Consider the following 24,963-nt stretch of genomic DNA (forward strand, 5'->3'; position numbering starts at 1 on the left):
CCCGGAGCAAGCAATGAATCGAACCCGCATGGTCCTCGGGTTGATCCTGACCTACATGATCTTCGCGATGCTGCTGAACTCGGTCGGCGCGGTGATCCTGCAGGTCATCCAGGGATTCGGGGTAAGCAAGGCGTCGGCGAGCACGCTGGAGGCGTTCAAGGATCTGCCGATCGCGATCGCCTCGTTCCTGGTCGCCTCGACCTTGCCGCGGCTGGGTTACCGGCGGGCGATGATGCTCGGCCTGGGGCTGGTGGCGCTGGCCTGCGCGGGCATGCCGCTGTTGCAGTCGTTCTGGGCCACCAAGCTGCTGTACGTCACGGTCGGCGTGTCGTTCGCGCTGGTGAAGGTTTCGGTCTACTCCAGCATCGGCCTGCTGACCGACAGCGAGCGTGCGCATGCCGGACTGACCAGCACCGTGGAAGGCTGGTTCATGGTCGGCATCCTCGGCAGCGCATGGCTGTTCGCCGCCTTCATCAATCCCGATACGCCGGGCGATCCGGTATGGCTCGACGTCTACTGGGTGATCGCCGGGCTGTGCGTGGCGGTGATCCTGTTGCTGGCCGGTTCGTCGATGGATGAATCGCAGGCGCGCGATGGCCATGCGGTCGGCGAATCCTTCGCCGACATGTTCCGCCTGCTGGCGCGCCCGCTGGTGATCGTGTTCCTGGTCTCGGCTTTCCTATACGTGCTGATGGAACAGGCCATCAATACCTGGCTGCCAACCTTCAACCGCGAAATCCTGCATCTGCCCACCGCCCTCAGCGTGCAGGCGGCCGGCATCTTCGCCGGCTCGCTGGCACTGGGCCGCCTGGGCGGCGGCATCCTGCTGCGGCGGTTGCCCTGGTTCTGGTTGCTGGCCACCTGCGTGCTGGCAATGGCGGCGCTGGTCCTGCTGGCGCTGCCGCTGGCGGCCAACGTGCAGCCGCGCACCGATGCGAGCTGGTGGGACGCGCCTTTGGCCGCCTATGTGTTCCCGCTGATCGGCCTGTTCATGGCGCCGATCTATCCGACCATCAATTCGGTGGTGCTGAGCGCGCTGCCGAAGGCGCGGCACGCGGCGATGACCGGCTTGATCGTGGTGTTCTCCGCGTTGGGCGGCACCACCGGATCCTTCATCACCGGACAGCTGTTCGCCCATTTCGACGGTTCGCGCGCGTTCTACCTGCTGCTGCTGCCGATGGCGGTGCTGCTGCTGTCGCTGACCTTGCTCAACCGTGCCGCGAACGCGCCGGCCGGCACGCCGGCAGTGCCGGGAGGATCTTGAATCGATGTACTTCCCTGCTTCCCGCAAGACCTCCTTCTTCCCGAGGAACACCTGCGCCAGGCTGCTTCTCGCCGGCCTGCTGGCGCTGCCGGCCATGGGCCAGGCGCTGGCCTACGACCGCGCGCCGGTCGATGCGCCGCTGCAGTTCCGCATCACCGAAGGACGGATCGAGAACGCCTTCCACCAGGAGGGCGACATCGCCGCGCACCTGCTGCTCAGTTCCGGCGACCGGCCGCGCGTGCTGGTGGCCTTTCCGGCCGGCAACAGCGGCGTGGGCGTCTGGTTCGAGGAGGCGGCCACGCCGGTGCGGTGGACACTGGGGCAGGTCAAGGGCGAGCGCCACCGCGACAATGGGCACGCCTGGAACGGCATCGTGGCCGAGGCCAGCGTCGATGCGCCCCGGCTGGTGGTGAAGGATGCGGTGCTCGGCAGCGTGCGCGTGCTGCGCGACTACCAACTGGGCCAGGCCTATCCGGCCGAGACCGCCGCGCAGCCCGAAGTCTCCGCCGATGCGGTCCGCTGGAAACGCAATCGGCTGGATGGCGCGCCGGGCTACGCCATCGCCCTGGAGGCCGGGAACGGCCGCTTCGAGCGCGAGGACGGGAAAATCGTATTGCGCGCGAACCGCGCCGGCGAACCGCTGCGGCTGCGCATCCGCGCCTCGACCGGGGAGACCCCGCTGGTTCCGTTCAGCGCCGCCGGCCTGCTCAACGAACACGCGACGGCCGATCTGCGCAGCCGCCAGGCGCTGCGATTCCTGAGCTACCACGAGAAATTCCTGGCCGGATCGTGGCGCTTCGACACCTATTTCGGCCGCGACACCCTGATGTCGGTGCGCCTGCTGATGCCGGTGCTGCAACCGGAGGCGGTGGAGGCCGGCATCGGCGCGGTACTGGCGCGCCTGGCGCCCGATGGCGAAGTCGCCCACGAGGAGGACATCGGCGAGTTCGCGGTGCTGCGCCATCGCAAGGAACAGGGCAAGCCGTCCGCCGCGCCGATCTACGACTACACGATGATCGACGACGACTACATGCTGCCGCCGGTGGCCGCGGCCTGGCTGCTGGAGGATGCGCGCGGTCGGGCGCGCGCCCGCGATTTCCTCGCCCGCCGGGGCGAACAGGGTCGCAACGGCGAAACGCTGGTGCGCAACCTGTTGTTCGTGGCGGAGCAGAGCCGCGCGTTCGCGGAGGAGCCCGCGTATCGAAACCTGATCGCGCTCAAGCCGGACAAGCCGGTGGGACAGTGGCGCGACAGCAATGAGGGTCTGGGGCGCGGCCGCTATCCCTACGACGTCAACGCGGTATGGATGCCGGCGGCATTGCGCGCGATGGGCGGATTCCTCGACAGCGGCCTGCTGGACGGCTACACCAGCGTGGAACAGCGCACGCAGCTGCGCGCCGCCGCGGGACGCGCCGATACCTGGGAACGACGCGCGGCGGAACTGTTCACGGTGCGGTTGCCGAACGCGCGCGCGGCCGAACAGATCCGTGCCTACGCCACCGATGCCGGCGTGCCGGATCGCGCGGCGCTCGATGCGCTGGGTGACGGCGAACTGGCGTTCGCGGCGCTCGCGCTGGATGCGCAGGGCAGGCCGGTGCCGGTGCTGCATTCGGACGAAGGCTTCCGCCTGCTGTTCGGCCGACCCGATGCGCAGTCCCTGGCGCGCGATGTCGACAATCTGATGCGTCCTTTCCCGGCCGGCCTGATGACCGACGTGGGCCTGCTGGTCGCCAATCCCGCCTACGCCGATCGCGAGGTCTGGCCACGCCTGGGCAGCGCCGCCTACCACGGCACGGTGGTGTGGGCCTGGCAGCAGGCGGTGCTGGCGGCCGGCCTGCGACGGCAACTGGCGCGGGACGATTTGCCGGCCGAGACACGCGCCGCATTGGGCGATGCGCAGGCCCGGCTGTGGCGGGCGATCCGCGCCGCCGACGCGGTGCGCACCTCCGAGCTGTGGTCGTGGTCGTACCGCGACGGCCGCTATCAGGTCGAGCCGTTTGGCGCGCAGGGTGCGCACGAGGACGAATCCAACGCCGCGCAACTTTGGAGCACGGTGTTCCTTGCCCTGCCGCCGCCTGACGCGGCGCCCGCGGCCGAATCCGGAAAGGAAAAATGATGAAGAAGAACCTGCTTTTCACCGCGCACCGGCGCCGCGCGATGTTGCGTCTCGCCCTGGGTTTGTCGGCGCTGTCGGCGCCGCTGGCGGCGATCGCACAGGACAAGCCGGCCGCGCCGGATACCGTGGCGATGCCGGCCACGTCGCTGCCCTACAGCCGGTTCGCCAGCGCCGAGGCGCGTGCGCAGTTCGAGCGGATGCTGGCCGAAACCCGCGAAGGCAAGGGGCCGAATCCGGCCGACATCGCCGATCAGCGGCGCTTCTACCAGCGCTACAACGACGACCGCCTGGCCGAAGCCGAGCGCCGCTATCCGGCCAAGGTGGAAGCCACCCGCATCGGCGGCGTGCCGGTGCACGTGGTGGATCCGCAGGCCGGCGCGCAGGGCGACAACGCGCAGCGGGTGCTGATCAACCTGCACGGCGGCGCCTTCATGTGGGGCTCGGGCAGCGGCGCGCTGGTGGAAGCGGTGCCGATTGCCGCGGTCGCCGGCATCCGGGTGGTGACGGTGGATTACCGGCTGGCGCCCGAGCATCCCTACCCGGCCGCAGTGGACGACGTGGAAGCCGTCTACCGCGAGCTGCTCAAGCAGTACCGCGCGGAGAACATCGGCATCTACGGCTGTTCGGCCGGCGGCATGCTGACCGCGCAGGCCACCGCGCGGATCCTGAAGCGGGATCTGCCGCGTCCCGGCGCGATCGGCAACTTCTGCGGCACCGGCCTGCTGTTCGCCGGGGATTCGGCGACTCTGGGACAACTGGCGGTCGGCGTGCCGCCACTGCAATCGGACGGTGGCGCGAGCCTGCCGTACCTGCGCACCGCGCAGGCGGACGACCCGGTCGCCTATCCCGGTCAGTCGCCGGAACTGCTCGCGAAGTTTCCGCCCACCCTGTTCCTGGCCGGCGGGCGCGACTTCGCGGCCAGCGCGGTGAGCACGATGCAGCGCCGGCTGCTGGGCGCGGGCGTGGACGCGGAACTGGTGCTGTTCGATGGCCTGTGGCATGCCTTCTTCGTGTATCCGGATCTGCCGGAGTCGCAGGAAGCCTATGGCCTGATCGCGCGCTTCTTCGATCGCCGCCTGGGCCGCCAGCCGCGCTGAGGGCGATCGTTCCAGCGGCGCCACGCAGCGTCGTGCGCCTGAACACATCGCCTGCCGTATCGTGTCCGCCTTCGAATCCGGGAAGATGGACATGAAAGCAATCGGAATGGGCCTGGCGGTGTTCATCGGCATGCTGTTGCCGTTGCAGGCGTTGATCAATGCATCGCTGGGACGGCAGACCTTCGGCCCGCTGTTCGCCGCGCTGATGTCGTTCGCGGTCGGCACCGGCGTGCTGGCGCTGTGGTGGCTGGCCACGCGGCCCACCTTCGACCCGGCGGCGCTGGCGCGGGTGCCATGGTGGGCGTGGACCGGCGGCGCCATCGGCGCGATCTACGTTGCCGCCGCGACCCTGCTGATTCCGCGCATGGGCGCCGCGCCGCTGATTTGTCTGGTGGTGTTCGGACAATTGGTGGGCTCGCTGCTGCTGGATCATTTCGGCGTGCTGCATGCGCGCCAGCCCATCGACGGCACCCGCGTGATCGGTGCGCTGCTGGTCGTCGCCGGCGCGCTGCTGGTGGTGCGGCCATGGCAGACGCCGGCCGGATGAGCGCGACGCTCCTGCGCGGCTTGCCGCCGCAGGCGGCCCCGGATTGCCGGGTACTGGTGCTGGGTTCGATGCCGGGCGCGGCATCGCTGGCGGCGGCGCGCTACTACGCCCATCCGCGCAACCGGTTCTGGCCGCTGATGGGCGCGCTGTGCGGTTTCGATCCCGCGCTCGACTACCCGCTCCGGCTGGCCGCGCTGCAGGCCGCCGGTGTCGGCCTGTGGGACGTGATTGGAACCTGCGAGCGCTGTGGCAGCCTGGACGCGGACATCGTCCGCGGCAGCGAGGTCGCCAACCCGCTGGTGGACTGGCTGGAGGCACGGCCCTCCCTGCGCGCGGTGGCCTTCAACGGCGGCAAGGCGGCGCAGGCGTTCCAGCGCCACGTCGCGCCGACCCTGCCGGCGGCGCTGGCCGCGCGGCTCGTGTTCCACGCGCTGCCGTCCACCAGTCCGGCCAACGCGGCTTTCGGCGTGGAACGCCTGGCCAAATCCTGGGGAATCCTGAAGCCCTGCCTGCGCGTTCCCGCCCCGGACACTTCCGTCCCGGACCCTCCTGTTCCGGAGCGGCCCTGACGAAGGTCATGCCCCCGTCCGGCATGTGCGGGCGGTCCGTTGCGCTGGCATCCTGTTGGCAACCGAACTTCCGGAGGCCGCCCATGATCCGTTCCGCCCCGCGCCTTTCCCTGCTGTGCCTGGCCGCGCTGTCCGGGCTGGCCGTGTCCGCGCAGGCCAAGGATGTCCGCTGCGAGATCGAAAGCGACTACGACATGACGGTCAACGAGCGCAGCGTGATCTTCACCCGCGAAAGCGGCGCGCCCAAGGCGATCGTGATGCGCCAGGGGCGCCTGTTCGTCGATGACCGCTGGGTCCGGATCAACGACGACGATCGCCAGCGCCTGATCGACTTCGAACGCGGCGCGCGCACCGCCATGCCGCTGGCGCACGAAATCGGCCGCGACGCCGCCGACATCGCGTTCACCGCGCTGGGCGAAGTCGCCGCCAGCATCAGCAACCATCCGGATCGCACCCGCAAGTCGCTGGACAAGGCGCGCAAGGCCATCGACCAGGGTATCGCCCGTTCGATCAGCGCCAACCGCTTCAACAGCCAGGATCTGGACAAGGGCATCGAGCGCGCGGTCGGCGAAGTGATGCCCAGCGTCATCGGCGACATCGTCGGTGGCGCGCTCACGGCGGCCCTGACCGGCGATGCCGATCGCCTGGAGCGGATGGACGGGCTGGACAAGGAAGTGGAAGCGCGGGTGGCGCCACGCGCCAAGGCGCTGGAAGTGCGCGCGGAGAAACTGTGCTCGCAGATGCGCGAAATGGAGCGCATCGACAATGCGCTGGCGTATCGTCTCCCCGGCGGGCAGGCGCTGAACCTGCTGGAAGAAAAGCCCGACCAAAGGCATACCACCGGCGACTGAGCAAGGCGTGCATGCCGTCGCGCGAGCCGCGACGGCCGATTCCAGCGGTCCCGGCCCGAAAATAATTGCCCTCAGAGGTTGGCGCACCGGGCGGGGATGGCCACAATAGGGGTTCCCCTATTGGCAAGTGATCGCTGGAGTTCCCCCATGGCCGAAATCAAGGAAGCGCGTGTTCCCGACATCGGTGGCTACAGTGACGTTCCCGTCATTGAAGTGCTGGTCGCCGTTGGCGATACCGTCGCCAAGGATCAAGGCCTGGTCACGCTGGAGTCCGACAAGGCGACGATGGAAGTCCCGTCGGCCTTCGCCGGCGTGGTCAAGGAATTGAAGGTCAAGCTGGGCGACGAACTGGCCGAAGGCTCGGTGGTCGCCCTGATCGAGGTGGCCGAAGGCGCCGCCGCTCCCGCCGCGCCGAAGGCCGAACCGGCCAAGGCCGAGCCGGTCAAGACCGCCGAGACCGGCGCGAAGGTCGAGCCGGTCGCGGTCGCCCCGACCCCGGACAAGCTCACCCAGCGCGAGATCGCACAGGAAGCCGCCGCGCCGACCGCGCCCGCCGCGCCGCGCGCGCTGGAAGACAAGCCCGGCATCGATCCGGAAGCCGTGCCCCCGCGCACCCCGCCGGTGGAGTTCAATGCCGACCGCGTGCTGCCGTCCAAGGTGGCCTACGCCAGCCCGACGGTGCGCCTGTTCGCCCGTGAGCTCGGCGTCGACCTGGATCAGGTCAAGGGCAGCGAACGCGGCGGCCGCATCAGCAAGGAAGACGTGCAGCGCTACGTGAAGGCGGCCCTGTCCGGCGGCGTGCCGGCTGCGGCCGGTGCCGCGCCTGTCGCCAGCGCTGGTGGCGGGCTGAACCTGCTGCCGTGGCCGAAGGTGGACTTCAGCAAGTTCGGCGAAGTCGAAGTCCAGCCGCTGTCGCGCATCAAGAAGATTTCCGGCGCCAACCTCGCGCGCAACTGGGCGATGATCCCGCACGTCACCCAGCACGATCACGCCGACATCACCGAGCTGGAAGCGCTGCGGGTGGCGCTGAACAAGGAGAACGAGAAGGCCGGCATCAAGCTGACCATGCTCGCGTTCCTGATGAAGGCCAGCGTCGCCGCGCTGAAGAAGTATCCCGAGTTCAACGCCTCGCTGGACGCCAGCGGCGAGAACCTCACCCTGAAGAAGTACTTCCATATCGGCTTCGCCGCCGATACCCCGAACGGCCTGGTCGTGCCGGTCATCCGCGACGTCGACAAGAAGGGCGTCAACGAGCTGGCCGCCGAAACCAGTGAACTGGCCAAGAAGGCCCGCGACGGCAAGCTCGGCCCGGCCGACATGTCCGGCGGCTGCTTCTCGATTTCCTCGCTGGGCGGTATCGGCGGCACCGCGTTCACTCCGATCGTCAACGCGCCGGAAGTCGCCATCCTCGGCGTGTCCAAGTCCTCCATCCAGCCGGTGTGGGACGGCAAGCAGTTCGCGCCGCGCATGCTGCTGCCGCTTTCGCTGAGCTACGACCACCGCGTCATCGACGGTGCCTCCGCCGCGCGCTTCACCGCGTACCTGGCGCAACTGATGGGCGACCTGCGTCGCGTGCTGCTGTAAGCGGGGGCTGGAACCATGGCAAACACGACTGTTGAAGTAAAAGTCCCCGACATCGGCGGTTACGACGATGTGCCGGTCATCGAGATCCTGGTCGCGGTGGGCGACACGGTGAAGAAGGATCAGGGCCTGGTCACCCTGGAATCGGACAAGGCCACGATGGAAGTGCCGTCCTCGGCCGCCGGCGTGATCAAGGAATTGAAGGTCAAGCTGGGCGATGCCCTGTCCGAAGGCAGTGTGGTGGCGGTGCTGGAAGTCGAAGGTGCCGCCGCGGCGCCGTCCGCGCCCGCCGCCGCTCCGGCTGCGCCGGCCAAGGCGGCCGCACCCGCTGTTCCGGCCGCCTCCGCGCCGGCGCCTGCCGCGCCATCCGCGCCATCCGCGCCTGCGGCATCGGCGGGCGGCACCCTGGAAGCCAAGGTGCCGGACATCGGCGGCTACAACGACGTGCCGGTCATCGAAATCCTGGTCGCCGTGGGCGACACGGTGAAGAAGGATCAGGGCCTGGTCACCCTGGAGTCGGACAAGGCGACGATGGAAGTGCCGTCGCCGGCCGCCGGCGTGATCAAGGAACTGAAGGTCAAGCTGGGCGACACCCTGTCCGAAGGCAGCGTGGTGGCCGTGCTGGAAAGCGGCGCGGCCGCGCCTGCGGCCGCCGCGCCGGCCAGCAAGCCGCCAGTCACGCCCTCGCACCGCGCACCCGCCGAACCCGCCGCGCCGAAGCCGGCGCTGGGCACCGGCAAGCCCGCGGACATCGAATGCCGGATGGTGGTGATCGGTTCCGGTCCCGGTGGTTATACCGCCGCGTTCCGCGCCGCCGACGTCGGTCTCGACACCGTGCTGGTGGAGCGCTACGACTCGCTGGGCGGCGTCTGCCTCAATGTGGGCTGCATCCCGTCCAAGGCACTGCTGCATGCCGCTGCATTGATCGACGAGACCGCGCATTCGGCAGATATCGGCATCGAGTTCGCCAAGCCGAAGATCGATCTCGACAAGCTGCGCGACTTCAAGCAGAACCGCGTGGTCGGCCAGTTCACCAAGGGCCTGGCCGGCATGGCCAAGCAGCGCAAGGTGCGGACCGTGCAGGGCGTGGCGAAGTTCGTCTCGCCGCATGAACTGGAAATCACCGGCAGCGATGGCAAGACCCAGCTGCTGCGTTTCGAGAACTGCATCATCGCCGCCGGTTCGCAGGCGGTGAAGCTGCCCAACTTCCCGTGGGACGATCCGCGGGTGATGGATTCCACCGACGCGCTGGCGCTGCAGGAAGTGCCGAAGAAGCTGCTGGTGGTCGGCGGCGGCATCATCGGCCTGGAAATGGCGACGGTGTACCGCGCGCTGGGCAGCGAAGTGACCGTGGTCGAGTTCATGGACCAGCTGATGCCCGGCGCCGACAAGGACCTGGTCAAGCCGCTGGCCGACCGCCTGAAGAAGCAGGGCGTGGCCGTGCACCTGAAGACCAAGGCGGCCAAGGTCGAAGCCTCCAAGAAGGGCATCACCGTGTCGTTCGAGAGCGCCACCGAAGGCCAGAAGCCGGAACTGGAATCCGGCACCTGGGATCGCGTGCTGGTCGCGGTGGGCCGTTCGCCCAACGGCGGCAAGCTGGATGCCGACAAGGCCGGCGTGACCGTCACCGATCGCGGCTTCATTCCGGTGGACCCGCAGATGCGCACCAACGTGCCGCACATCTTCGCCATCGGCGATCTGGTCGGCCAGCCCATGCTCGCGCACAAGGCCACCCATGAAGGCAAGCTGGCGGCGGAAGTGGCCGCGGGCGAGAAGAAGGAATGGGTGGCGCGGGTGATTCCGTCGGTGGCCTACACCGATCCGGAAATCGCCTGGGTCGGCGTCACCGAGACCGAAGCCAAGGCCAAGGGCCTGAAGGTCGGCATCGGCAAGTTCCCGTGGGTGGCGTCGGCGCGCGCGGTCGGCATCGGTCGCGGCGAAGGTTCCACCAAGCTGATCTTCGACGAGGAAACCCACCGCATCATCGGCGGCGGCATCGTCGGCGTGCATGCCGGCGATCTGATCAGCGAAATCGCGCTGGCGATCGAGATGGGCGCCGAAGCCGGCGACATCGGCAGCACCATCCATCCGCACCCGACCCTCAGCGAGACGGTGGCGATGACGGCCGAAGTCTACGAAGGCACCATCACCGACCTGTACATTCCGAAGAAGAAGTAAGCGGTCTGTCTCCGCAATGCAGATAAGGAAACCGCCTGCCTGGGCGGTTTCTTTTTGAACACCGCACAGTCCGAACACCAGCCCGCAGAGCCCGGCTTGCTCGGCTTGAGCGTTCCCGGAGAAGAGGGGCTTCCCGCTAGAATCGCCGACAACACGCATGCACGGACAGGGATGATTCGATGACGTACCACGGGATGGCCGCAGCCGTATTGCTGGCACTGATGCTGCCCGCCAGGGCCGATGACGACCCGCGGGAAGCCGCCGCCTACGCGAAATGCCCGGGCGCGGCGGCATTCGTCCGCCTGCACCCCAAGCCGTCGCCGCCGGATATCGCCGACGCCGCGGCACGCCTGTCGGATCTGCGGATCGAACTGCTGCGGATGCAGGCCCGCGATCAGGACGTCCGCGATGGCCACTGGTCGCAGGAGGATATCCGGCAGATGATGCAGGTCGACGCCGAGCACCTGCCGCGGCTCAAACAGATTGTCGCCGAACATGGATTCCCCACCGCCGAACTGGTCGGGCGCGATGGCGTCGATGCGGCCTGGCTGCTGGTGCAGCACGCCGACGCCGATCCGGTGTTCCAGGAGCAGATGCTGTCGGCGATCACGCCACGCGTGCAGAGCGGGGAAATCTCCCGCCACCAGTTCATCCTGCTGACCGACCGCGTGCTGGCGGGGCAGGGCAAGCCGCAGCGCTATGGCAGCCAGCTATTGGCGCAAGGCGGACGCTGGGTGCCCAAGGCGATCGAGGCGCCGGAGTCGGAAGTCGATCAGCGGCGCGCGGCGATGGGCGACATGCCGCTGGCCGACTATATCTGCATGGCTACCCAGATGTTTCCCCCGCCCCCGTAGAGCCGAGCTTGCTCGGCTGGAGCGTCCCGGGTACGAGACATCCCGCAGCGGAGCAAGCTCCGCTCTACGGGGTCATGCGGGAACGGCGGCCGCGCGCTCGGCGCGGCGACGCTCGATCCGCTTCCACACTTTCTCGTGGAAATGGAATACCACCGTATTGCAGGCCGGCTCGACCAGGGCCAGCGCACCGCCGACCAGCCAGCTGCCGGTGAATGCCCAGCCCAGCAGGAAGGCGACCGAGAAGTGCAGGGCGGCGAAGGTGAATGTCTTGGTCATGGTCGACCTCGATGCTCAAATGAGATTGATTCTCATTATGAGGTCGGGCCAGCCAAAGTCCAATGAGTCCTTTCAGTATTTTCGATAGACATTATCTATAAATTCAGAACGCCAGGGTCACGCCGGCTATCGGACCCTTGAAGCGCTGATCCAGTCCCAGCAGCCCGTCGCTGCCCGCGCGTTCGACGTCCAGCTTGAACCAGTCATAGCCGGCGAACAGCCCGAAATGCGGAGTGAAGCGGTATTCGACCAGCGCGTTGGCGCGGGTGATGCTGCCGTCGTAGTCGCCGAAATCGCCCCAACCGGCGTCCAGGTACTGGCCCTGCAGGTTGAACAGCCACTTTTCATTGGGCGTGGCGGTCAGGCGCAGGCCCACCACCGGCGCGTAGCCGTCGTCGCTGCTGCGGGTTTCATAGCTGTTCTCGCCGGCCTCGGCATACAGGCGGCCTTCCAGCTTGGCCCACTCGGCGCCGATCTGCAGGCCGAGATTGAAGGTGGGCGTATCGACCACGGCGTAGTCGTACATCAGGCTGGCCAGCTGGAACTTGGCCTTGCCCTTGGCGAAGCTGCCGGCGGGAATGGTGACATCGTCATACGAGAGGTCCTCTCCCAGCGTCGCCCGGCGGTCCTTGTCGTACTGGAAGTAGTCGAAGATCAGCCGGTGCCGCTGGCCCATCCGGAACACGCCGTCGATGCGCGGGACCAGTTCCTTGCCGCCGAAGTCGAAGTCCTGGGAAAAGCGCAGATCCTGGCCCTGGAAATTGGTTCGTCCGCTGAGCACGCCGTCGGCGTCGACGTCCATGGCGCCCAGCCGGAGGGTGAAGCGGTCCGGTTCCTGCGCGTTTGCCGCCGAAATGCCGGCGGCGCCGAAAACCAGCATCAGGGGAAGGGAAGCCCGAAATCTCATGCCTGTCTCTCCTGGAACAATGAACAGGCTTTCCACCCTCTGCGTCATGCCGTGGACATGAAGTGAAACCGCGGTTCTGGTCGCGTGAAAACGCCAGTCCCGGAAAGAGCGAAGCCCCGGGCCAGGAGCCTCGGGGCTTCTAAAGGTCTGCTCGGAGCATCGGACGAGGAAGTTGGTTCGCAGACCTTGCAAGCAGGACTGACCAAGGGAGTTCGTCAAAGTTCCGCAAAAAAAGCGATAAAAATATGAACAGGGAGGTGAGGCGGCTGCCGTTCATCCGGGCTGGAAACGGTTACCGGCAGGTTCCCGTCACGAAAGCCACCCATGACAGCCCGCGAACGCAACTTTACGACCTTCGGCGGTTGTCCCGGAAAATAGCCCCCTGCTATACTTTTGCGGCTCGGCGAGGCGCTATCAGGCCTTGTTCCCCGCCACGAAACCCCGTAGGACCTACTGTGCTGAACTCCGTCGCTGCGGGCCGGCGGCTGGTATTGCGCGCAACGGCTTTCCAGCTGGGTGCCGTGCTGCTGGTCGCGATGGCCTTCCTGCTCTGGGGAAAATCCCAGGCGCTGGCGGCCGCGGTCGGGGGACTGGCGATGGTGGCGGGGGGATGGTTCGCCGCCCGGCTGGCCTTCGGCGCCGGGGTGACCGGTGCGGGGACCGCGATGGTGCGGTTGCTGGCCGGGATGGTTATCAAGTGGATCACGGTTGTTGTGGTGCTGCTGCTGGGAATCGGGGTGTGGAAACTTCCACCTCTGGCCCTGCTGGCCGGCACGCTGACCGGGATGGCGGCACAGGCGCTGGCGATGGCCAGGCTCCGATAAAAAATTCTTATTAGCAGGATCTAGGACACATGGCGGGCGAGGAAACACTGACACCCACCGGTTACATCCAGCACCACCTCCACAACCTGACGTTCCAGGTTCAGGAGGGCGGGTTCTGGGCCATCCATCTGGACACCATCATCACTTCGGTGCTGATGGGTCTGCTGATGGTGTTCATGTTCTGGCTGGCCACCCGCAAGGCGACCTCGGGCGTCCCGGGCAAATGGCAGGCCTTCGTTGAAATCATGCTTGAGTTCGTCGACAAGCAGGCGCGCGACACCTATCACGGCACCAGCAAGCTGGTGACCCCGATCGCGATCACCCTGTTCTTCTGGATCCTGCTGATGAACCTGCTGAAGATGATTCCGGCAGACTTCATCGCCAAGCCGCTCGAGCTGATGGGCGTGCACTACTGGAAGCCGGTCCCGACCGCCGACGTCAACGCGACCCTCGGCATGTCGATCAGCGTGTTCTTCCTGATGCTGTTCTTCGCGCTGCGCTCCAAGGGCCCGATCGGGTTCACCAAGGAGTTCCTGACCGCGCCGTTCGGCAAGTGGATGATGCCGTTCAACCTCATCCTCAACATCGTCGAGTGGCTGAGCAAGCCGATCTCGCTGGCCATGCGACTGTTCGGCAACATGTTCGGCGGCGAGATCGTGTTCCTGCTGATCTGGGTGCTCGGCGGCGCCGGCATCGTCGGCGCGCTCGCGGGCGGCGCCTTCGGCCTCGGCTGGATGCTGTTCCACCTGCTGGTCATCCCGCTGCAGGCCTTCATTTTCATGATGCTGTCGATCGTGTACCTGAGCCTGTCGGAAGACAGCCACTGATTTCGCTTCACCCTTTGCACCTTAAACATTCCACCCTTTAGCAATTTAGTTCCGGAGAAAACCATGGAAACCGTTCTGACCACCCTCGCTCAAGTTCAGGCCTCCACCGTCCTCGCCATCGGCATCATGATCGGCCTGGCCGCTCTGGGCGCGGGTCTGGGCCTGGCCATCATGGCCGGCAAGTTCCTGGAATCGGCCGCGCGCCAGCCGGAACTGATCCCGGTCCTGCAGGTCCGCATGTTCATCACCGCCGGCCTGATCGACGCCGCGTTCATCATCAGCGTCGCCGTGGGCCTGCTGTTCGCCTTCGCCAACCCGCTGGCCACCGCGTTCACCGAGCAGCTGGCCAAGCTGGCCGGCGGCTGATCAGCGGTTTCTGAAGTGCGGGCGACGGCCATCCGGACGCCCGCAACGCAGATAGAAGGGCCGGGAGGCCGCGTGTTTCCCGCCCATCACCACTGGCAGAGCTAAACCCATGAACATCGGTCTGACCCTATTTGCCCAGGCGCTGGCGTTTGCCGGTTTGATCTGGATCATCGCGACCAAGATCTGGCCGCCGCTGCTGAACGCGATCGAAGAGCGTCAAAAGAAGATCGCCGAAGGCCTGGCTGCCGCTGATCGCAGCCAGCGCGAACTCGCGGTGGCCGAAGAGAAGGTCAACGAGGCCCTGAAGGAAGCCCGCGTCAAGGCGAACGAAATCATCGATCAGGCGCACGCCCGTGCCAACCAGATCGTCGATGCCGCCAAGAACGAGGCGATCGCCGAAGCCAACCGCCAGAAGGCGCTGGCCGAAGCCGAGATCGAGGCCGCCGCGACCCGCGCCCGCGAGGAACTGCGTAAGCAGGTCTCCACGCTGGCCGTGACCGGTGCCGAGAAGCTGCTGCGCCGCGAAATCGATGCCAACGCCCACAAGGCGCTGCTCGATGAACTGGCCGCGGAAATCTGACGGGATCGCTGAACGATGAGCCAGGCCCTAACCGTCGCCCGTCCCTACGCCCGTGCCGCCTTCGCGGCCGCGCGTGACGAAAGCGCCCTCGTCGCGTGGTCCGACGCGCTCGGCTTTGCCGCGCGCGTCGCCGCCGATCCGCAGGTCGCCGCGCTGCTGCCCAACCCGGAACTGCCGCAGGCCCAGGCGGTCGCGCTGCTGGCTCCGGAAGGCGCCAGCGAGTCGTTCACCCGCTTCCTGTCGCTGCTGGCCGAAGCCCGTCGCCTGCCGCAGCTGCCGGAAGTCGCCGCGCTGTTCGAGGAACTGCGCGCCGAGGCCGAGCACATCGTCCGCGCCAAGGTCACCTCGGCGGTGGCATTGCCGGCCGGCGAGCTGGACGCAATCAAGGTCGCGCTGAAGAAGCGCCTGGGTCGCGACGTCGTGGTGGAAACCGCCATCGACGAATCGCTGATCGGCGGCGCGGTGATCGACGCGGGCGAAGTGGTCATCGACGGCTCGCTCAAGGGCAAGCTGTCGCGCCTGCAGACCGCGCTCACGCACTGACAAGAAACGTAGGGTGGGCCTCGGCCCACCGAACATGATGGTGGGCCAAGGCCCACCCTACAGGAAACCAAAATGGCTACCACGCTCAACCCCTCTGAAATCAGCGATCTGATCAAGAACCGCATCGAGAAGGTCAAGCTGGCCGCGGAATCGCGCAACGAAGGCACCGTCACCAGCGTGTCCGACGGCATCGTGCGCATCTTCGGCCTGGCAGACGTGATGCAGGGCGAAATGATCGAACTGCCGAACAACACCTTCGCGCTGGCGCTGAACCTGGAGCGCGACTCCGTGGGCGCCGTGGTGCTGGGTGACTACGAACACCTGCGCGAAGGCGACGTCGCCAAGACCACCGGCCGCATCCTGGAAGTGCCGGTCGGCCGCGAACTGCTCGGCCGCGTGGTCAACGCGCTGGGCGAGCCGATCGACGGCAAGGGCCCGATCGACGCCAAGCTGACCGCGCCGGTGGAGCGCGTCGCCCCGGGCGTGATCTGGCGCAAGTCGGTCGACCAGCCGGTGCAGACCGGTTACAAGTCGGTCGACGCGATGATCCCGATCGGCCGCGGCCAGCGCGAGCTGATCATCGGCGACCGCCAGACCGGCAAGACCGCGATGGCCATCGACGCCATCATCAACCAGAAGGGCACCGGCATTAAGTGCGTGTACGTGGCGATCGGCCAGAAGGCTTCGTCCGTCGCCAACGTCGTGCGCAAGCTGGAAGAGAACGGCGCGCTGGAGCACACCATCGTCGTCGCCGCCACCGCTTCCGAGTCGGCCGCGATGCAGTACATCAGCGCCTACTCCGGCTGCACCATGGGTGAGTACTTCCTGGACCGTGGCGAAGATGCCCTGATCGTGTACGACGATCTGTCCAAGCAGGCCGTCGCCTACCGCCAGATCTCGCTGCTGCTGAAGCGCCCGCCGGGCCGCGAAGCCTACCCGGGCGACGTGTTCTACCTGCACAGCCGCCTGCTGGAGCGCGCCGCGCGCGTGTCCGAGGAGTACGTCGAGAAGTTCACCAACGGTGAAGTGAAGGGCAAGACCGGTTCGCTGACCGCGCTGCCGATCATCGAGACCCAGGCCGGTGACGTGTCCGCGTTCGTGCCGACCAACGTCATCTCGATCACCGACGGCCAGATCTTCCTGGAAACCGACCTGTTCAACGCCGGTATCCGTCCGGCCGTCAACGCCGGTATCTCGGTGTCGCGCGTCGGTGGCGCCGCCCAGACCAAGATCATCAAGAAGCTGTCCGGCGGCATCCGCATCTCGCTGGCGCAGTACCGCGAGCTGGCGGCGTTCGCCCAGTTCGCCTCGGACCTGGACGAAGCCACCCGCAAGCAGCTGGAGCGCGGCCAGCGCGTCACCGAGCTGATGAAGCAGAAGCAGTACGCGCCGATGTCGATCGCGCTGCAGGCGCTGTCGATCTACGCCGTCAACGAGGGTTACATCGACGACGTGCCGGTCAACAAGATCCTGGCGTTCGAAGAAGCGCTGCACGCGCACTTCACCAACACCCAGGGCGAACTGGTCGACACCATCAACAAGACCGGCAACTGGAACGACGACATCGAAGGCGCCTTCAAGAAGGGCATCTCCGAGTTCAAGCAGACCGGGACCTGGTAAGAGCCGGGATTCGGGAATCGGGATTAGGGAATCGTAAGAGCGTAGAAGCGGGCGGCCTGGCCGATTCCCGATTCTCCATTCCCGATTCCCGCGAGCAGAGCGAGCAGAGATGGCAGGCGGACGCGAAATCAAAACCAAGATCAAGAGCGTGCAGAACACCCGCAAGGTGACGCGCGCGCTCGAGATGGTCTCGGCTTCCAAGATCCGGAAGGCGCAGGACCGCATGAAGACCTCGCGCCCGTACGCGCGGGCGATGAAGCAGGTCATCGGCCACCTGGCCCAGGCCAACACCGATTACCAGCATCCCTTCATGGTCGAGAGGCCGGAAGTGAAGCGGGTCGGTTACATCGTCATCTCGTCGGATCGCGGCCTGGCCGGCGGCCTCAACAACAACCTGTTCCGCAAGATGCTGGGCGAAGTGCGCGGCTGGCAGGACAAGGGTGCCGAAGTCGACGTGGTCACCATCGGCCAGAAGGCCTCGGTGTTCTTCCGCCGGATCAAGGTCAATCTGGTCGGCAGCGTGTCCCACCTCGGCGACAGCCCCAAGCTGGACCAGCTGATCGGCGTCATCAAGGTCATGCTGGATGCCTACACCGAAGGCAAGCTGGATCGCGTGTTCGTGGTGTACAACGGCTTCGTCAACACCATGACGCAGCGCGCCTCGTTCGACCAGCTGCTGCCGCTGCCGGCGGCGGAGACGCAGGTGGCCCACCACGATTGGGACTACATCTACGAACCCGATGCGGCGACCGTGCTGGACCACGTGATCACCCGCTACATCGAGGCGCTGGTGTACCAGTCGGTGCTGGAGAACCTGGCATCCGAGCACGCCGCGCGCATGGTGGCCATGAAGGCCGCCAGCGACAACGCGACCAAGCTGATCGGCACCCTGAACCTGGTCTACAACAAGGCCCGCCAGGCGGCGATCACCCAGGAAATCTCGGAAATCGTCGGCGGCGCGGCGGCGGTGTAAGTAGGAACGGGGATTCGGGAATCGGGAATCGGGATTCGAAAGAGCAGCGCAGCGCGCCTTTCACGAATCCTGAATCACGAATCTCCAATCCCGAATCACTGAAGAGACCGGCTTGGCTGGTCGAGCGAATTAAATAATCGGAGCAACGAAAATGAGTCAGGGCAAGATCGTTCAGATCATCGGTGCGGTGGTTGACGTCGAATTCCCGCGCAATGAAGTGCCGAAGGTGTACGACGCGCTGAAGGTCGACAACACCGCCATCACGCTGGAAGTGCAGCAGCAGCTCGGCGACGGCGTCGTGCGCACCATCGCCCTCGGCTCGACCGACGGCCTGAAGCGCAACCTGGTCGCCGTCAACACCGGCCGCGCCATCTCGGTGCCGGTGGGCAACGGCACCCTGGGCCGCATCATGGACGTGCTCGGCACGCCCATCGACGAAGCCGGTCCGGTGCAGGCCAGCGACCACTGGGAAATCCACCGTGCGGCCCCGTCGTACGAAGACCAGTCCTCGGCCAACGACCTGCTGGAAACCGGCATCAAGGTCATCGACCTGATGTGCCCGTTCGCCAAGGGCGGCAAGGTCGGCCTGTTCGGCGGCGCCGGCGTCGGCAAGACCGTCAACATGATGGAACTGATCAACAACATCGCCAAGGCGCACAGCGGTCTGTCCGTGTTCGCCGGCGTGGGCGAGCGTACCCGCGAGGGCAACGACTTCTACCACGAAATGAAGGACTCCAACGTCCTCGACAAGGTGGCGATGGTGTACGGCCAGATGAACGAGCCGCCGGGCAACCGCCTGCGCGTCGCCCTGACCGGCCTGACCATGGCCGAGTACTTCCGCGACGAGAAGGATGCTTCGGGCAAGGGCAAGGACGTGCTGCTGTTCGTCGACAACATCTACCGCTACACCTTGGCCGGCACCGAAGTGTCGGCGCTGCTGGGCCGCATGCCGTCGGCGGTGGGCTACCAGCCGACCCTGGCCGAGGAAATGGGCGTCCTGCAGGAACGCATCACCTCGACCAAGACCGGTTCGATCACCTCGATCCAGGCCGTGTACGTGCCCGCGGACGACCTGACCGACCCGTCGCCGGCGACCACCTTCGCCCACCTGGACGCCACCGTCGTGCTGTCGCGCAACATCGCCTCGCTGGGTATCTACCCGGCCGTGGACCCGCTGGATTCCACCAGCCGCCAGCTCGACCCGAACGTGATCGGCCACGAGCATTACGACACCGCCCGTCGTGTCCAGGCCACCTTGCAGAAGTACAAGGAACTGAAGGACATCATCGCGATCCTGGGCATGGACGAACTGTCCGAAGAGGACAAGCAGGCCGTGTCGCGCGCCCGCAAGATCGAGCGCTTCTTCAGCCAGCCGTTCCACGTGGCCGAAGTGTTCACCGGCTCGCCGGGCAAGTACGTCGCCCTGAAGGACACCATCCGCGGCTTCAAGGCGATTGTCGACGGCGAGTACGACCACCTGCCGGAGCAGGCGTTCTACATGGTCGGCAGCATCGAGGAAGCGGTCGAGAAGGCCAAGAAGATTGGCGCGTAAGCGCTCCTTCTTGGGATTCGGGATTCGGGATTAGAGATTCGCAAGAGCGGGATTCGTGTGCTGGATAGGGTGTGGATGAGGAGCGCTTCGGCGCTTGCCGAATCCCCAATCCCCAATCCCGAATCCCGCCCCGCGACAGCGAGGTAACATGAGCACCATCCGTTGCGACATCGTCAGCGCCGAACAGGAAATCTTCCACGGTGAAGCCACCTTGGTCGTCGCCACCGGCGAGCTCGGCGAACTGGGCATCGCGCCCAAGCACGCGCCGCTGATCACCCGCCTCAAGCCGGGCAAGGTGGTGGTGACCCTGCCGAACGGCGAGCATCTGGACTTCGCCATCTCCGGCGGCATCCTGGAAGTGCAGCCGCAGGTCGTCACCGTGCTGGCCGACACCGCGATCCGCGCGCAGGACATCGACGAAGCCTCGGTCCGCAAGGTCAAGGAAGAAGCCGAGCGCGTCCTGGCCAACAAGGATCCGAAGATGAGCGCCGAGGAAGCCCAGGCCCAGCTGGCCATGAGCATCGCCCAGCTGAGCGCGCTGGAGCGCCTGCGCAAGAACCTGAAGCACTGAACGACGCGATGCCATTTCGCGTCATGGAAAACGCCGGCCCTGGGCCGGCGTTTTCTTTTCCGTCCGCTGCGCAGGCGGGGCTGGCGCAGGTCGTCTGCCGCGATCGACCACCGCGATGCGTGAGGAACCCTTCCTCAGCGATAGACGATGTGACGCCAGAGGAAGAAGGCGACCACCGCCAGGCCACCTTCAACGAGCGGTTTGGCCAGCCAGGCCTGCTGCAGGCCAAGCCCGGCGGCGATGGCGGCGACCAGCCATGTGCTGACCAGTGTCAGCGTCAGCCAGACCACGATGAAGCGGAGCAGCCGGCGCCACCCCAGCTTGGGCCTGCCCGACTGCGCGAACGTCCAGCGCCCGTTGAGCCAGAAACCGAGCAGCGCGCCGCTGGCGCGGCCGGCCAGGTTGGCCGGTGCCGGCGCCACACCCAGCGCGGTCAGGGCCACGAACAGCAGCCAGTCCAGCAGCAACTGGAGGATGCCGGCAATGACGTAACGGGGCGCTTGCTGCAACAGGCTCAAAGAGATGCCGGCGAAAATCGGGGAGCGCACATGCTACCCGCGACGGTGGCTTAGAATCGAGCTTCAAGGACTGTCTCTACAGGAACGCCAATGACCCACCCCCTGCACGTCATCATCCTGGCCGCCGGCGAAGGCAAGCGCATGAAGTCGGCGCTGCCGAAGGTGCTGCAGCCGATTGCCGGGCGGCCGATGCTTGCCCATGTCATCAAGGCGGCGCGGGCGCTGGCGCCGGCCGGCATCCACGTGGTGTATGGGCATGGCGGCGATCAGGTGCAGGCGGCGCTCGCCGATCAGCCGGATCTGCAATGGGCGCACCAGGCCCAGCAATTGGGCACCGGCCATGCGGTCGCCCAGGCCATGCCGCAGGTGCCGGATGCCGCCAGCGTGCTGGTGCTGTACGGCGACGTGCCGCTGACCCGGGCCGAGACCCTGCAACGCCTGCTGGCCGCGCCGGGCCGGGTCGCCGTGCTGGTGGCCGAGCCGGAGGATCCGAGCGGATACGGGCGCATCGTGCGCGATGCCGAGGGCCGGGTCGCCGCCATCGTCGAGCACAAGGACGCCAGCGACGAACAGCGGCGCATCCGCACCATCAACACCGGCATCATCGCCGCCGAATCCACCGCGCTGCGGCGCTGGCTGTCGGCGCTGTCCAACCACAACGTCCAGGGCGAGTACTACCTGACCGACATCTTCGCTTCGGCCGCGGGCGAGTTCAGTCCGGCCGAGATGGTGCTGGTGGCCGATCCGATCGAGGCCGAGGGCGCCAACGATCCCTGGCAGCTGTCGCAGCTGGAACGCGCGTACCAGTTGCGCGCCGCGCGCGCGCTGTGCACGCAGGGCGCGCGCATGCTGGATCCGTCGCGCTTCGATCAGCGGGGTACCGTGAAGGTGGGGCGCGATGTCGAAATCGACGTGGACGTGATCCTGGAAGGCGAAGTCGAACTGGGTGATGGCGTGCGCATCGGCGCGTTCACCCGCCTGAAGGACGTCAAGCTGGGCGCCGGCACCGTGGTGCGTGCCCACTGCGACCTGGAAGGCGTGGTCTGCGGCGACAAGGCCCAGATTGGCCCGTATGCGCGCCTGCGTCCGGGCACCGTGCTGGCCGACAGCGTGCACATCGGCAACTTCGTCGAGACCAAGAAGATCACCCTGGGCACGGGCAGCAAGGCCAATCACCTGACCTATCTCGGCGACGCCGTCATCGGCGCCGGCGTCAACATCGGCGCGGGCACCATCACCTGCAATTACGATGGCGTCAACAAGTCCACCACCACCATCGAGGACGGCGTGTTCGTCGGCTCCAATTCCTCCCTGGTGGCGCCGGTGACGCTGGGCCGCAATGCGACCATCGGCGCGGGATCGGTGATCACCAAGAATGCGCCGGCCGATCAGCTCACCGTGGCCCGAGGTCGTCAGGCCAGCATCGAGGGCTGGCAGCGCCCCAAGAAGAAATCCTGAGGGGGAGCCGGGCTTGCCCGGCTCGCGGGGTTTCAGGATGCGGTGATGATTTCCGTGCAGCGGAGCAAGCTCCGCTCTACGGGACCGCAATCTGTCATGTGGGAGCGACGTGAGTCGCGAGCTTTTTGCCACATGCATTCGTATCACGATGCATGCCGGGTGTTCCGCGTATCGCGACTTACGTCGCTCCCACAGGAAGGGAGGGTGCGCGCGACGCCTCAGGCACCCGGATTGTCCGGCAGCTGGATCGCCACGCACAGGCCGCCGCCTTCGCGGTTGTGCAGGGACAGGCGGCCGCCGTGGGCCTCGACGATTTCGCGGGTCAGCGCCAGGCCCAGGCCGGTGCCGTTGCGCTTGGTCGAATAGAACGGCACCAGCGCGTTCTGCAGCACGGCATCATTCATGCCGCTGCCGCGATCCATCACTTCCAGGCGAATCCAGTCCGGCAGGCGGGTGACCTTCATCGCAACGCCGTCCACGCTGGAACCCGATTCGTGGGCATTTTTCAGCAGGTTGAGCAGGGCCTGTTCCAACTGGGCCGGATCGATGCGGCTGCTCAGGTCGTCCGCGGGCATTTCCAGCTGGAAGGTGATCTGCCGACGCAGGCCTTCCAGCCAGGTGTTCCAATGGATCGTCTGCAGCTGCGGTTGCGGCAGCTTGGCGAAACGCGCGTAGCCGCGGATGAAGCCTTCCAGATGACGGGCGCGATCCTCGATGGTCGCGAAGATCTCCTCCAGCCGGTCATGGCGGCCGCGTCGGATCAGCTCGCTGCCCGAGTGGGCCAGCGAGGCGATGGGCGCCAGCGAATTGTTGAGTTCGTGACTGATCACGCGGATGACCTTCTTCCAGGTCATCACTTCCTGCCGGCGCAGTTCGCTGGTCAGCAGGCGCAGCAGCAGCAGTTCGTGGCGACGGCCATTGAGGCGGAAGTAGCGGCGCGCCAGGTGGTAGACCTGTTCCTCCTCCTCGCTGTCGGCCTGGGCCACCGCGAACAGGCTGTCGCCGCCGCGCGACAATGCCTCGCGCATTTCCACCGGCGCGCTTTCCAGCAGCAGGTCGAAATTCTGTCCCTCCAGTTTCCAGCCGCCATGCAACAGCTTGCGCGCGGCGACGTTGGCGAACACGACCCGGCGCACGCCATCGCCGCCGGTGGCCAGCAGCAGCATCGCCACCGGTGTGTTCTGCACCATGGTGTCCAGCAGCAGTTCGCGCTGCACCAGGCTCTGGCGCTGTTCGCGCAGCACGTCGCCCAGTTCGCTGTGGGAGGCCACCAGCGCGCCGAGTTCGTCCGGGCTGTCCCAATGGATGCCGAAGTTGTACTCGCCGTCGCGATAACTGTTCACGCTGCCGGACAAGGCGCGGAACAGCGAATTCATCGGCGCCAGCGCTCGCCGCACGGCCAGCATGACCAGCGGCAGCACGATCAGCGCCGACAACAGGAACGCCAGCCGGTCGTCGTCCAGCCAGCGATGCAGCAGCAGTGGCAGCCCGATCGCCACCGCCATCGAAGGCAGCAGCCACAGCAACAGGCGACCGGCGAGCGAGCGACGGGTCATTCGCGCGGGATGCCGTAGCGGTCCATGCGCCGGTACAGCGCTTGCCGGCTCAGGCCCAGTTCGGCGGCGGCCTGCGCGATCACGCCGCCGGCACGCGACAGCGCGTTTTCAAGCGCCGCCTTGTCCGGTTCGTCGGACGGAACGCTGCGCACCGGCGCCGAACGGGGCAGGTTGAGATCCGCCGCTTCGATGCGCGCGCCCTGGGCCAGCAGGCCGGCGCGCTGCATCACGTTGCGCAGTTCGCGCACGTTGCCCGGCCAGCCGTGCCGTATCAGCGCCGCGCGGGCCGATTCGCCGATCGGCTTGTCGGCCGGGCGGAAGTGTTCGGCCAACGGCAGGATGTCGCCGGGCCGTTCGGCCAGCGGCGGCAGGTTCAGTTCGATCGCGTTGAGCCGGTAGTACAGATCCTCGCGGAACGTGCCCTCGCGAATCATCGCCGGCAGGTCGGCGTTGGTCGCGCTGATCACCCGCACCGTCACCCGTCGCTCGCGGTTGGAACCCAGGCGCTCGAAGCGGCCGGTCTCCAGTACCCGCAAAAGCTTCATCTGCCCGGCCAGCGGCAGGTTGCCGATTTCATCGAGGAACAAGGTGCCGCCATCGGCTGCCTCGAACTTGCCTTCGCGCGCCTTGTTGGCGCCGGTGTAGGCACCGGCCTCGGCACCGAACAGCTCGGCTTCGATCAATTCGGAAGGCAGCGCGCCGCAGTTGAGGGTCACGAACGGTCCGGCCTTCACGCTGGAATTGGCCTGGATGATCTCGGCGATCTTTTCCTTGCCGCTGCCGTTGGGCCCGGTGATCAGCACCGGCAGATCCGAACGCGCCACCTGGCAGGCCAGCGCGATCATGCGCTCGCTGGCCGGATCCTCGAACACCAGTCCGCGCAGATCGTAGCGGGCGGCGAGTTGCCCGCGGCTCTGGCGCTCGCGGCTGCGCCGGCGATCCAGTTCGCTGCGCGCCTCGGACAGCTCGATCAGGTTGTTGACAGTCGCCAGCAGCTTGCGGTCATCCCAGGGCTTGGCGATGTAGTCCACCGCACCGGCGCGGATCAGGTTCACCGCCGCTTCCAGGTGGGTCCATGCGGTCAGCAGGATCACCGGCAGATCCGGATGCTGCGCGCGGATTTCGGCGAACAGCGCTTCGCCTTCCGCGCCGGAAGTGGTGTCGGCGGAGAAATTCATGTCCTGGATGACCAGGTCTACCGGCTCCTGTCGCAGCGTGGCCAGGCCGGCCTCCGGCGATTCGGCGTGCAGGGTGGTGATGTCGTGCAGGGAAAACAGGACTTCCAGCGCGGTGCTGACGGCGCGGTTGTCGTCGATGACGAGGATGATGGGCATG

Annotated in this window: 23 protein-coding genes and 1 pseudogene; 19 read left to right on the forward strand and 5 right to left on the reverse strand. The window is 66.7% G+C overall.

The window, feature by feature from the left end:
- The first annotated feature begins 13 nt into the window (after window positions 1–13).
- From IB228_RS15200 to IB228_RS15240, 9 genes are all read left to right on the forward strand, one after another.
- Window positions 14–1,264, forward strand: a complete 1,251-nt coding sequence (locus IB228_RS15200; protein ID WP_192199082.1) for an MFS transporter — start codon at window positions 14–16, stop codon at window positions 1,262–1,264.
- Window positions 1,265–1,268: 4 nt separating this feature from the next.
- Entirely contained in the window at window positions 1,269–3,380 is a 2,112-nt protein-coding gene (locus IB228_RS15205; protein ID WP_192199083.1) for a hypothetical protein, read from the forward strand.
- A complete protein-coding gene (locus IB228_RS15210) occupies window positions 3,380–4,477 on the forward strand; it encodes an alpha/beta hydrolase fold domain-containing protein (RefSeq protein WP_225562480.1) in 1,098 nt (365 codons plus the stop codon). The genes IB228_RS15205 and IB228_RS15210 overlap by 1 nt, the downstream gene beginning before the upstream one ends.
- Before the next feature lie 91 nt (window positions 4,478–4,568).
- Window positions 4,569–5,024, forward strand: coding sequence for a DMT family transporter (locus IB228_RS15215; RefSeq protein WP_183640745.1), 456 nt, complete (start codon window positions 4,569–4,571; stop codon window positions 5,022–5,024).
- Window positions 5,021–5,593, forward strand: a complete 573-nt coding sequence (locus tag IB228_RS15220) for a DNA-deoxyinosine glycosylase (protein WP_192199084.1) — start codon at window positions 5,021–5,023, stop codon at window positions 5,591–5,593. Before IB228_RS15215 ends, IB228_RS15220 begins: the two co-directional genes overlap by 4 nt.
- Window positions 5,594–5,676: 83 nt before the next feature.
- A complete protein-coding gene (locus IB228_RS15225; RefSeq protein ID WP_192199085.1) occupies window positions 5,677–6,444 on the forward strand; it encodes a DUF2884 family protein in 768 nt (255 codons plus the stop codon).
- Window positions 6,445–6,591: 147 nt separating this feature from the next.
- Window positions 6,592–8,028, forward strand: coding sequence for a dihydrolipoyllysine-residue acetyltransferase (locus tag IB228_RS15230; RefSeq protein WP_183640753.1), 1,437 nt, complete (start codon window positions 6,592–6,594; stop codon window positions 8,026–8,028).
- A gap of 15 nt (window positions 8,029–8,043) precedes the next feature.
- Window positions 8,044–10,203, forward strand: a complete 2,160-nt coding sequence (gene lpdA / locus IB228_RS15235; RefSeq protein ID WP_192199086.1) for a dihydrolipoyl dehydrogenase — start codon at window positions 8,044–8,046, stop codon at window positions 10,201–10,203.
- Window positions 10,204–10,382: 179 nt separating this feature from the next.
- Complete coding sequence (locus IB228_RS15240; protein WP_192199087.1) at window positions 10,383–11,057, forward strand: DUF6624 domain-containing protein; 675 nt, start codon at window positions 10,383–10,385, stop codon at window positions 11,055–11,057.
- Window positions 11,058–11,129: 72 nt separating this feature from the next.
- On the opposite strand, the gene IB228_RS15245 is transcribed toward IB228_RS15240, so the two are convergent.
- Complete coding sequence (locus tag IB228_RS15245) at window positions 11,130–11,333, reverse strand: DUF2061 domain-containing protein (RefSeq protein WP_183640758.1); 204 nt, start codon at window positions 11,331–11,333, stop codon at window positions 11,130–11,132.
- 103 nt (window positions 11,334–11,436) lie between these two features.
- A complete protein-coding gene (locus IB228_RS15250) occupies window positions 11,437–12,240 on the reverse strand; it encodes a hypothetical protein (RefSeq protein ID WP_183640759.1) in 804 nt (267 codons plus the stop codon).
- 455 nt (window positions 12,241–12,695) lie between these two features.
- Here IB228_RS15250 and IB228_RS15255 point away from each other — a divergent pair, with 455 nt between their 5' ends.
- From IB228_RS15255 to IB228_RS15295, 9 genes are all read left to right on the forward strand, one after another.
- Window positions 12,696–13,064: an ATP synthase subunit I gene (locus tag IB228_RS15255; protein WP_141454328.1), complete on the forward strand. Its 369-nt coding sequence runs from the start codon at window positions 12,696–12,698 to the stop codon at window positions 13,062–13,064.
- A gap of 29 nt (window positions 13,065–13,093) precedes the next feature.
- Window positions 13,094–13,891 carry a F0F1 ATP synthase subunit A gene (atpB, locus tag IB228_RS15260; protein ID WP_141454327.1) on the forward strand — a complete coding sequence of 266 codons (798 nt, stop codon included), beginning with the start codon at window positions 13,094–13,096 and terminating at the stop codon, window positions 13,889–13,891.
- 63 nt (window positions 13,892–13,954) lie between these two features.
- Window positions 13,955–14,257, forward strand: coding sequence for a F0F1 ATP synthase subunit C (gene atpE, locus IB228_RS15265; protein ID WP_141454326.1), 303 nt, complete (start codon window positions 13,955–13,957; stop codon window positions 14,255–14,257).
- Between the two features lie 109 nt (window positions 14,258–14,366).
- On the forward strand, window positions 14,367–14,837 hold the full coding sequence (locus IB228_RS15270) for a F0F1 ATP synthase subunit B (RefSeq protein WP_141454325.1): 471 nt from the start codon (window positions 14,367–14,369) through the stop codon (window positions 14,835–14,837).
- Window positions 14,838–14,852: 15 nt separating this feature from the next.
- The gene (locus IB228_RS15275) at window positions 14,853–15,380 is read left to right on the forward strand and encodes a F0F1 ATP synthase subunit delta (protein ID WP_183640760.1); all 528 of its coding nucleotides are present in this window, start codon (window positions 14,853–14,855) and stop codon (window positions 15,378–15,380) included.
- 72 nt (window positions 15,381–15,452) lie between these two features.
- A complete protein-coding gene (gene atpA, locus IB228_RS15280) occupies window positions 15,453–17,000 on the forward strand; it encodes a F0F1 ATP synthase subunit alpha (RefSeq protein WP_141454323.1) in 1,548 nt (515 codons plus the stop codon).
- 109 nt (window positions 17,001–17,109) lie between these two features.
- Window positions 17,110–17,973, forward strand: a complete 864-nt coding sequence (atpG, locus tag IB228_RS15285) for a F0F1 ATP synthase subunit gamma (RefSeq protein ID WP_141454322.1) — start codon at window positions 17,110–17,112, stop codon at window positions 17,971–17,973.
- Between the two features lie 151 nt (window positions 17,974–18,124).
- Window positions 18,125–19,525: a F0F1 ATP synthase subunit beta gene (gene atpD / locus IB228_RS15290; protein ID WP_192199088.1), complete on the forward strand. Its 1,401-nt coding sequence runs from the start codon at window positions 18,125–18,127 to the stop codon at window positions 19,523–19,525.
- A gap of 148 nt (window positions 19,526–19,673) precedes the next feature.
- Complete coding sequence (locus tag IB228_RS15295; protein WP_183640762.1) at window positions 19,674–20,096, forward strand: F0F1 ATP synthase subunit epsilon; 423 nt, start codon at window positions 19,674–19,676, stop codon at window positions 20,094–20,096.
- Between the two features lie 134 nt (window positions 20,097–20,230).
- On the opposite strand, the gene IB228_RS15300 is transcribed toward IB228_RS15295, so the two are convergent.
- Window positions 20,231–20,614, reverse strand: a complete 384-nt coding sequence (locus IB228_RS15300) for a GtrA family protein (protein WP_183640763.1) — start codon at window positions 20,612–20,614, stop codon at window positions 20,231–20,233.
- 90 nt (window positions 20,615–20,704) lie between these two features.
- Here IB228_RS15300 and glmU point away from each other — a divergent pair, with 90 nt between their 5' ends.
- Window positions 20,705–22,072 (forward strand): bifunctional UDP-N-acetylglucosamine diphosphorylase/glucosamine-1-phosphate N-acetyltransferase GlmU, encoded by a 1,368-nt coding sequence (gene glmU / locus IB228_RS15305; RefSeq protein ID WP_192199089.1) that lies wholly within the window; start codon window positions 20,705–20,707, stop codon window positions 22,070–22,072.
- A gap of 218 nt (window positions 22,073–22,290) precedes the next feature.
- Here the strand turns inward: glmU and IB228_RS15310 are convergent.
- A pseudogene (locus IB228_RS15310) lies at window positions 22,291–23,700 on the reverse strand (HAMP domain-containing sensor histidine kinase); the annotation flags it as partial.
- Window positions 23,625–24,962, reverse strand: coding sequence for a sigma-54 dependent transcriptional regulator (locus tag IB228_RS15315; protein ID WP_192199090.1), 1,338 nt, complete (start codon window positions 24,960–24,962; stop codon window positions 23,625–23,627). The pseudogene IB228_RS15310 and the gene IB228_RS15315, both read right to left, overlap by 76 nt.
- Window position 24,963: the final 1 nt, after the last annotated feature.

This window comes from Pseudoxanthomonas sp. PXM04, from assembly GCF_014851695.1.
In the GTDB taxonomy this organism is placed as follows: domain Bacteria; phylum Pseudomonadota; class Gammaproteobacteria; order Xanthomonadales; family Xanthomonadaceae; genus Pseudoxanthomonas_A; species Pseudoxanthomonas_A beigongshangi.

Excerpts from the sequence above, each read along its gene's own strand:
- IB228_RS15200 (WP_192199082.1), top strand. The coding sequence starts at position 14 with ATGAATCGAACCCGCATGGTCCTCGGGTTGATCCTGACCTACATGATC.
- IB228_RS15205 (WP_192199083.1), top strand. The coding sequence starts at position 1,269 with ATGTACTTCCCTGCTTCCCGCAAGACCTCCTTCTTCCCGAGGAACACC.
- IB228_RS15210 (WP_225562480.1), top strand. The coding sequence starts at position 3,380 with ATGAAGAAGAACCTGCTTTTCACCGCGCACCGGCGCCGCGCGATGTTG.
- IB228_RS15215 (WP_183640745.1), top strand. The coding sequence starts at position 4,569 with ATGAAAGCAATCGGAATGGGCCTGGCGGTGTTCATCGGCATGCTGTTG.
- IB228_RS15220 (WP_192199084.1), top strand. The coding sequence starts at position 5,021 with ATGAGCGCGACGCTCCTGCGCGGCTTGCCGCCGCAGGCGGCCCCGGAT.
- IB228_RS15225 (WP_192199085.1), top strand. The coding sequence starts at position 5,677 with ATGATCCGTTCCGCCCCGCGCCTTTCCCTGCTGTGCCTGGCCGCGCTG.
- IB228_RS15230 (WP_183640753.1), top strand. The coding sequence starts at position 6,592 with ATGGCCGAAATCAAGGAAGCGCGTGTTCCCGACATCGGTGGCTACAGT.
- lpdA (WP_192199086.1), top strand. The coding sequence starts at position 8,044 with ATGGCAAACACGACTGTTGAAGTAAAAGTCCCCGACATCGGCGGTTAC.
- IB228_RS15240 (WP_192199087.1), top strand. The coding sequence starts at position 10,383 with ATGACGTACCACGGGATGGCCGCAGCCGTATTGCTGGCACTGATGCTG.
- IB228_RS15245 (WP_183640758.1), bottom strand. The coding sequence starts at position 11,333 with ATGACCAAGACATTCACCTTCGCCGCCCTGCACTTCTCGGTCGCCTTC.
- IB228_RS15250 (WP_183640759.1), bottom strand. The coding sequence starts at position 12,240 with ATGAGATTTCGGGCTTCCCTTCCCCTGATGCTGGTTTTCGGCGCCGCC.
- atpB (WP_141454327.1), top strand. The coding sequence starts at position 13,094 with ATGGCGGGCGAGGAAACACTGACACCCACCGGTTACATCCAGCACCAC.
- atpE (WP_141454326.1), top strand. The coding sequence starts at position 13,955 with ATGGAAACCGTTCTGACCACCCTCGCTCAAGTTCAGGCCTCCACCGTC.
- IB228_RS15270 (WP_141454325.1), top strand. The coding sequence starts at position 14,367 with ATGAACATCGGTCTGACCCTATTTGCCCAGGCGCTGGCGTTTGCCGGT.
- IB228_RS15275 (WP_183640760.1), top strand. The coding sequence starts at position 14,853 with ATGAGCCAGGCCCTAACCGTCGCCCGTCCCTACGCCCGTGCCGCCTTC.
- atpA (WP_141454323.1), top strand. The coding sequence starts at position 15,453 with ATGGCTACCACGCTCAACCCCTCTGAAATCAGCGATCTGATCAAGAAC.
- atpG (WP_141454322.1), top strand. The coding sequence starts at position 17,110 with ATGGCAGGCGGACGCGAAATCAAAACCAAGATCAAGAGCGTGCAGAAC.
- atpD (WP_192199088.1), top strand. The coding sequence starts at position 18,125 with ATGAGTCAGGGCAAGATCGTTCAGATCATCGGTGCGGTGGTTGACGTC.
- IB228_RS15295 (WP_183640762.1), top strand. The coding sequence starts at position 19,674 with ATGAGCACCATCCGTTGCGACATCGTCAGCGCCGAACAGGAAATCTTC.
- glmU (WP_192199089.1), top strand. The coding sequence starts at position 20,705 with ATGACCCACCCCCTGCACGTCATCATCCTGGCCGCCGGCGAAGGCAAG.
- IB228_RS15315 (WP_192199090.1), bottom strand. The coding sequence starts at position 24,962 with ATGCCCATCATCCTCGTCATCGACGACAACCGCGCCGTCAGCACCGCG.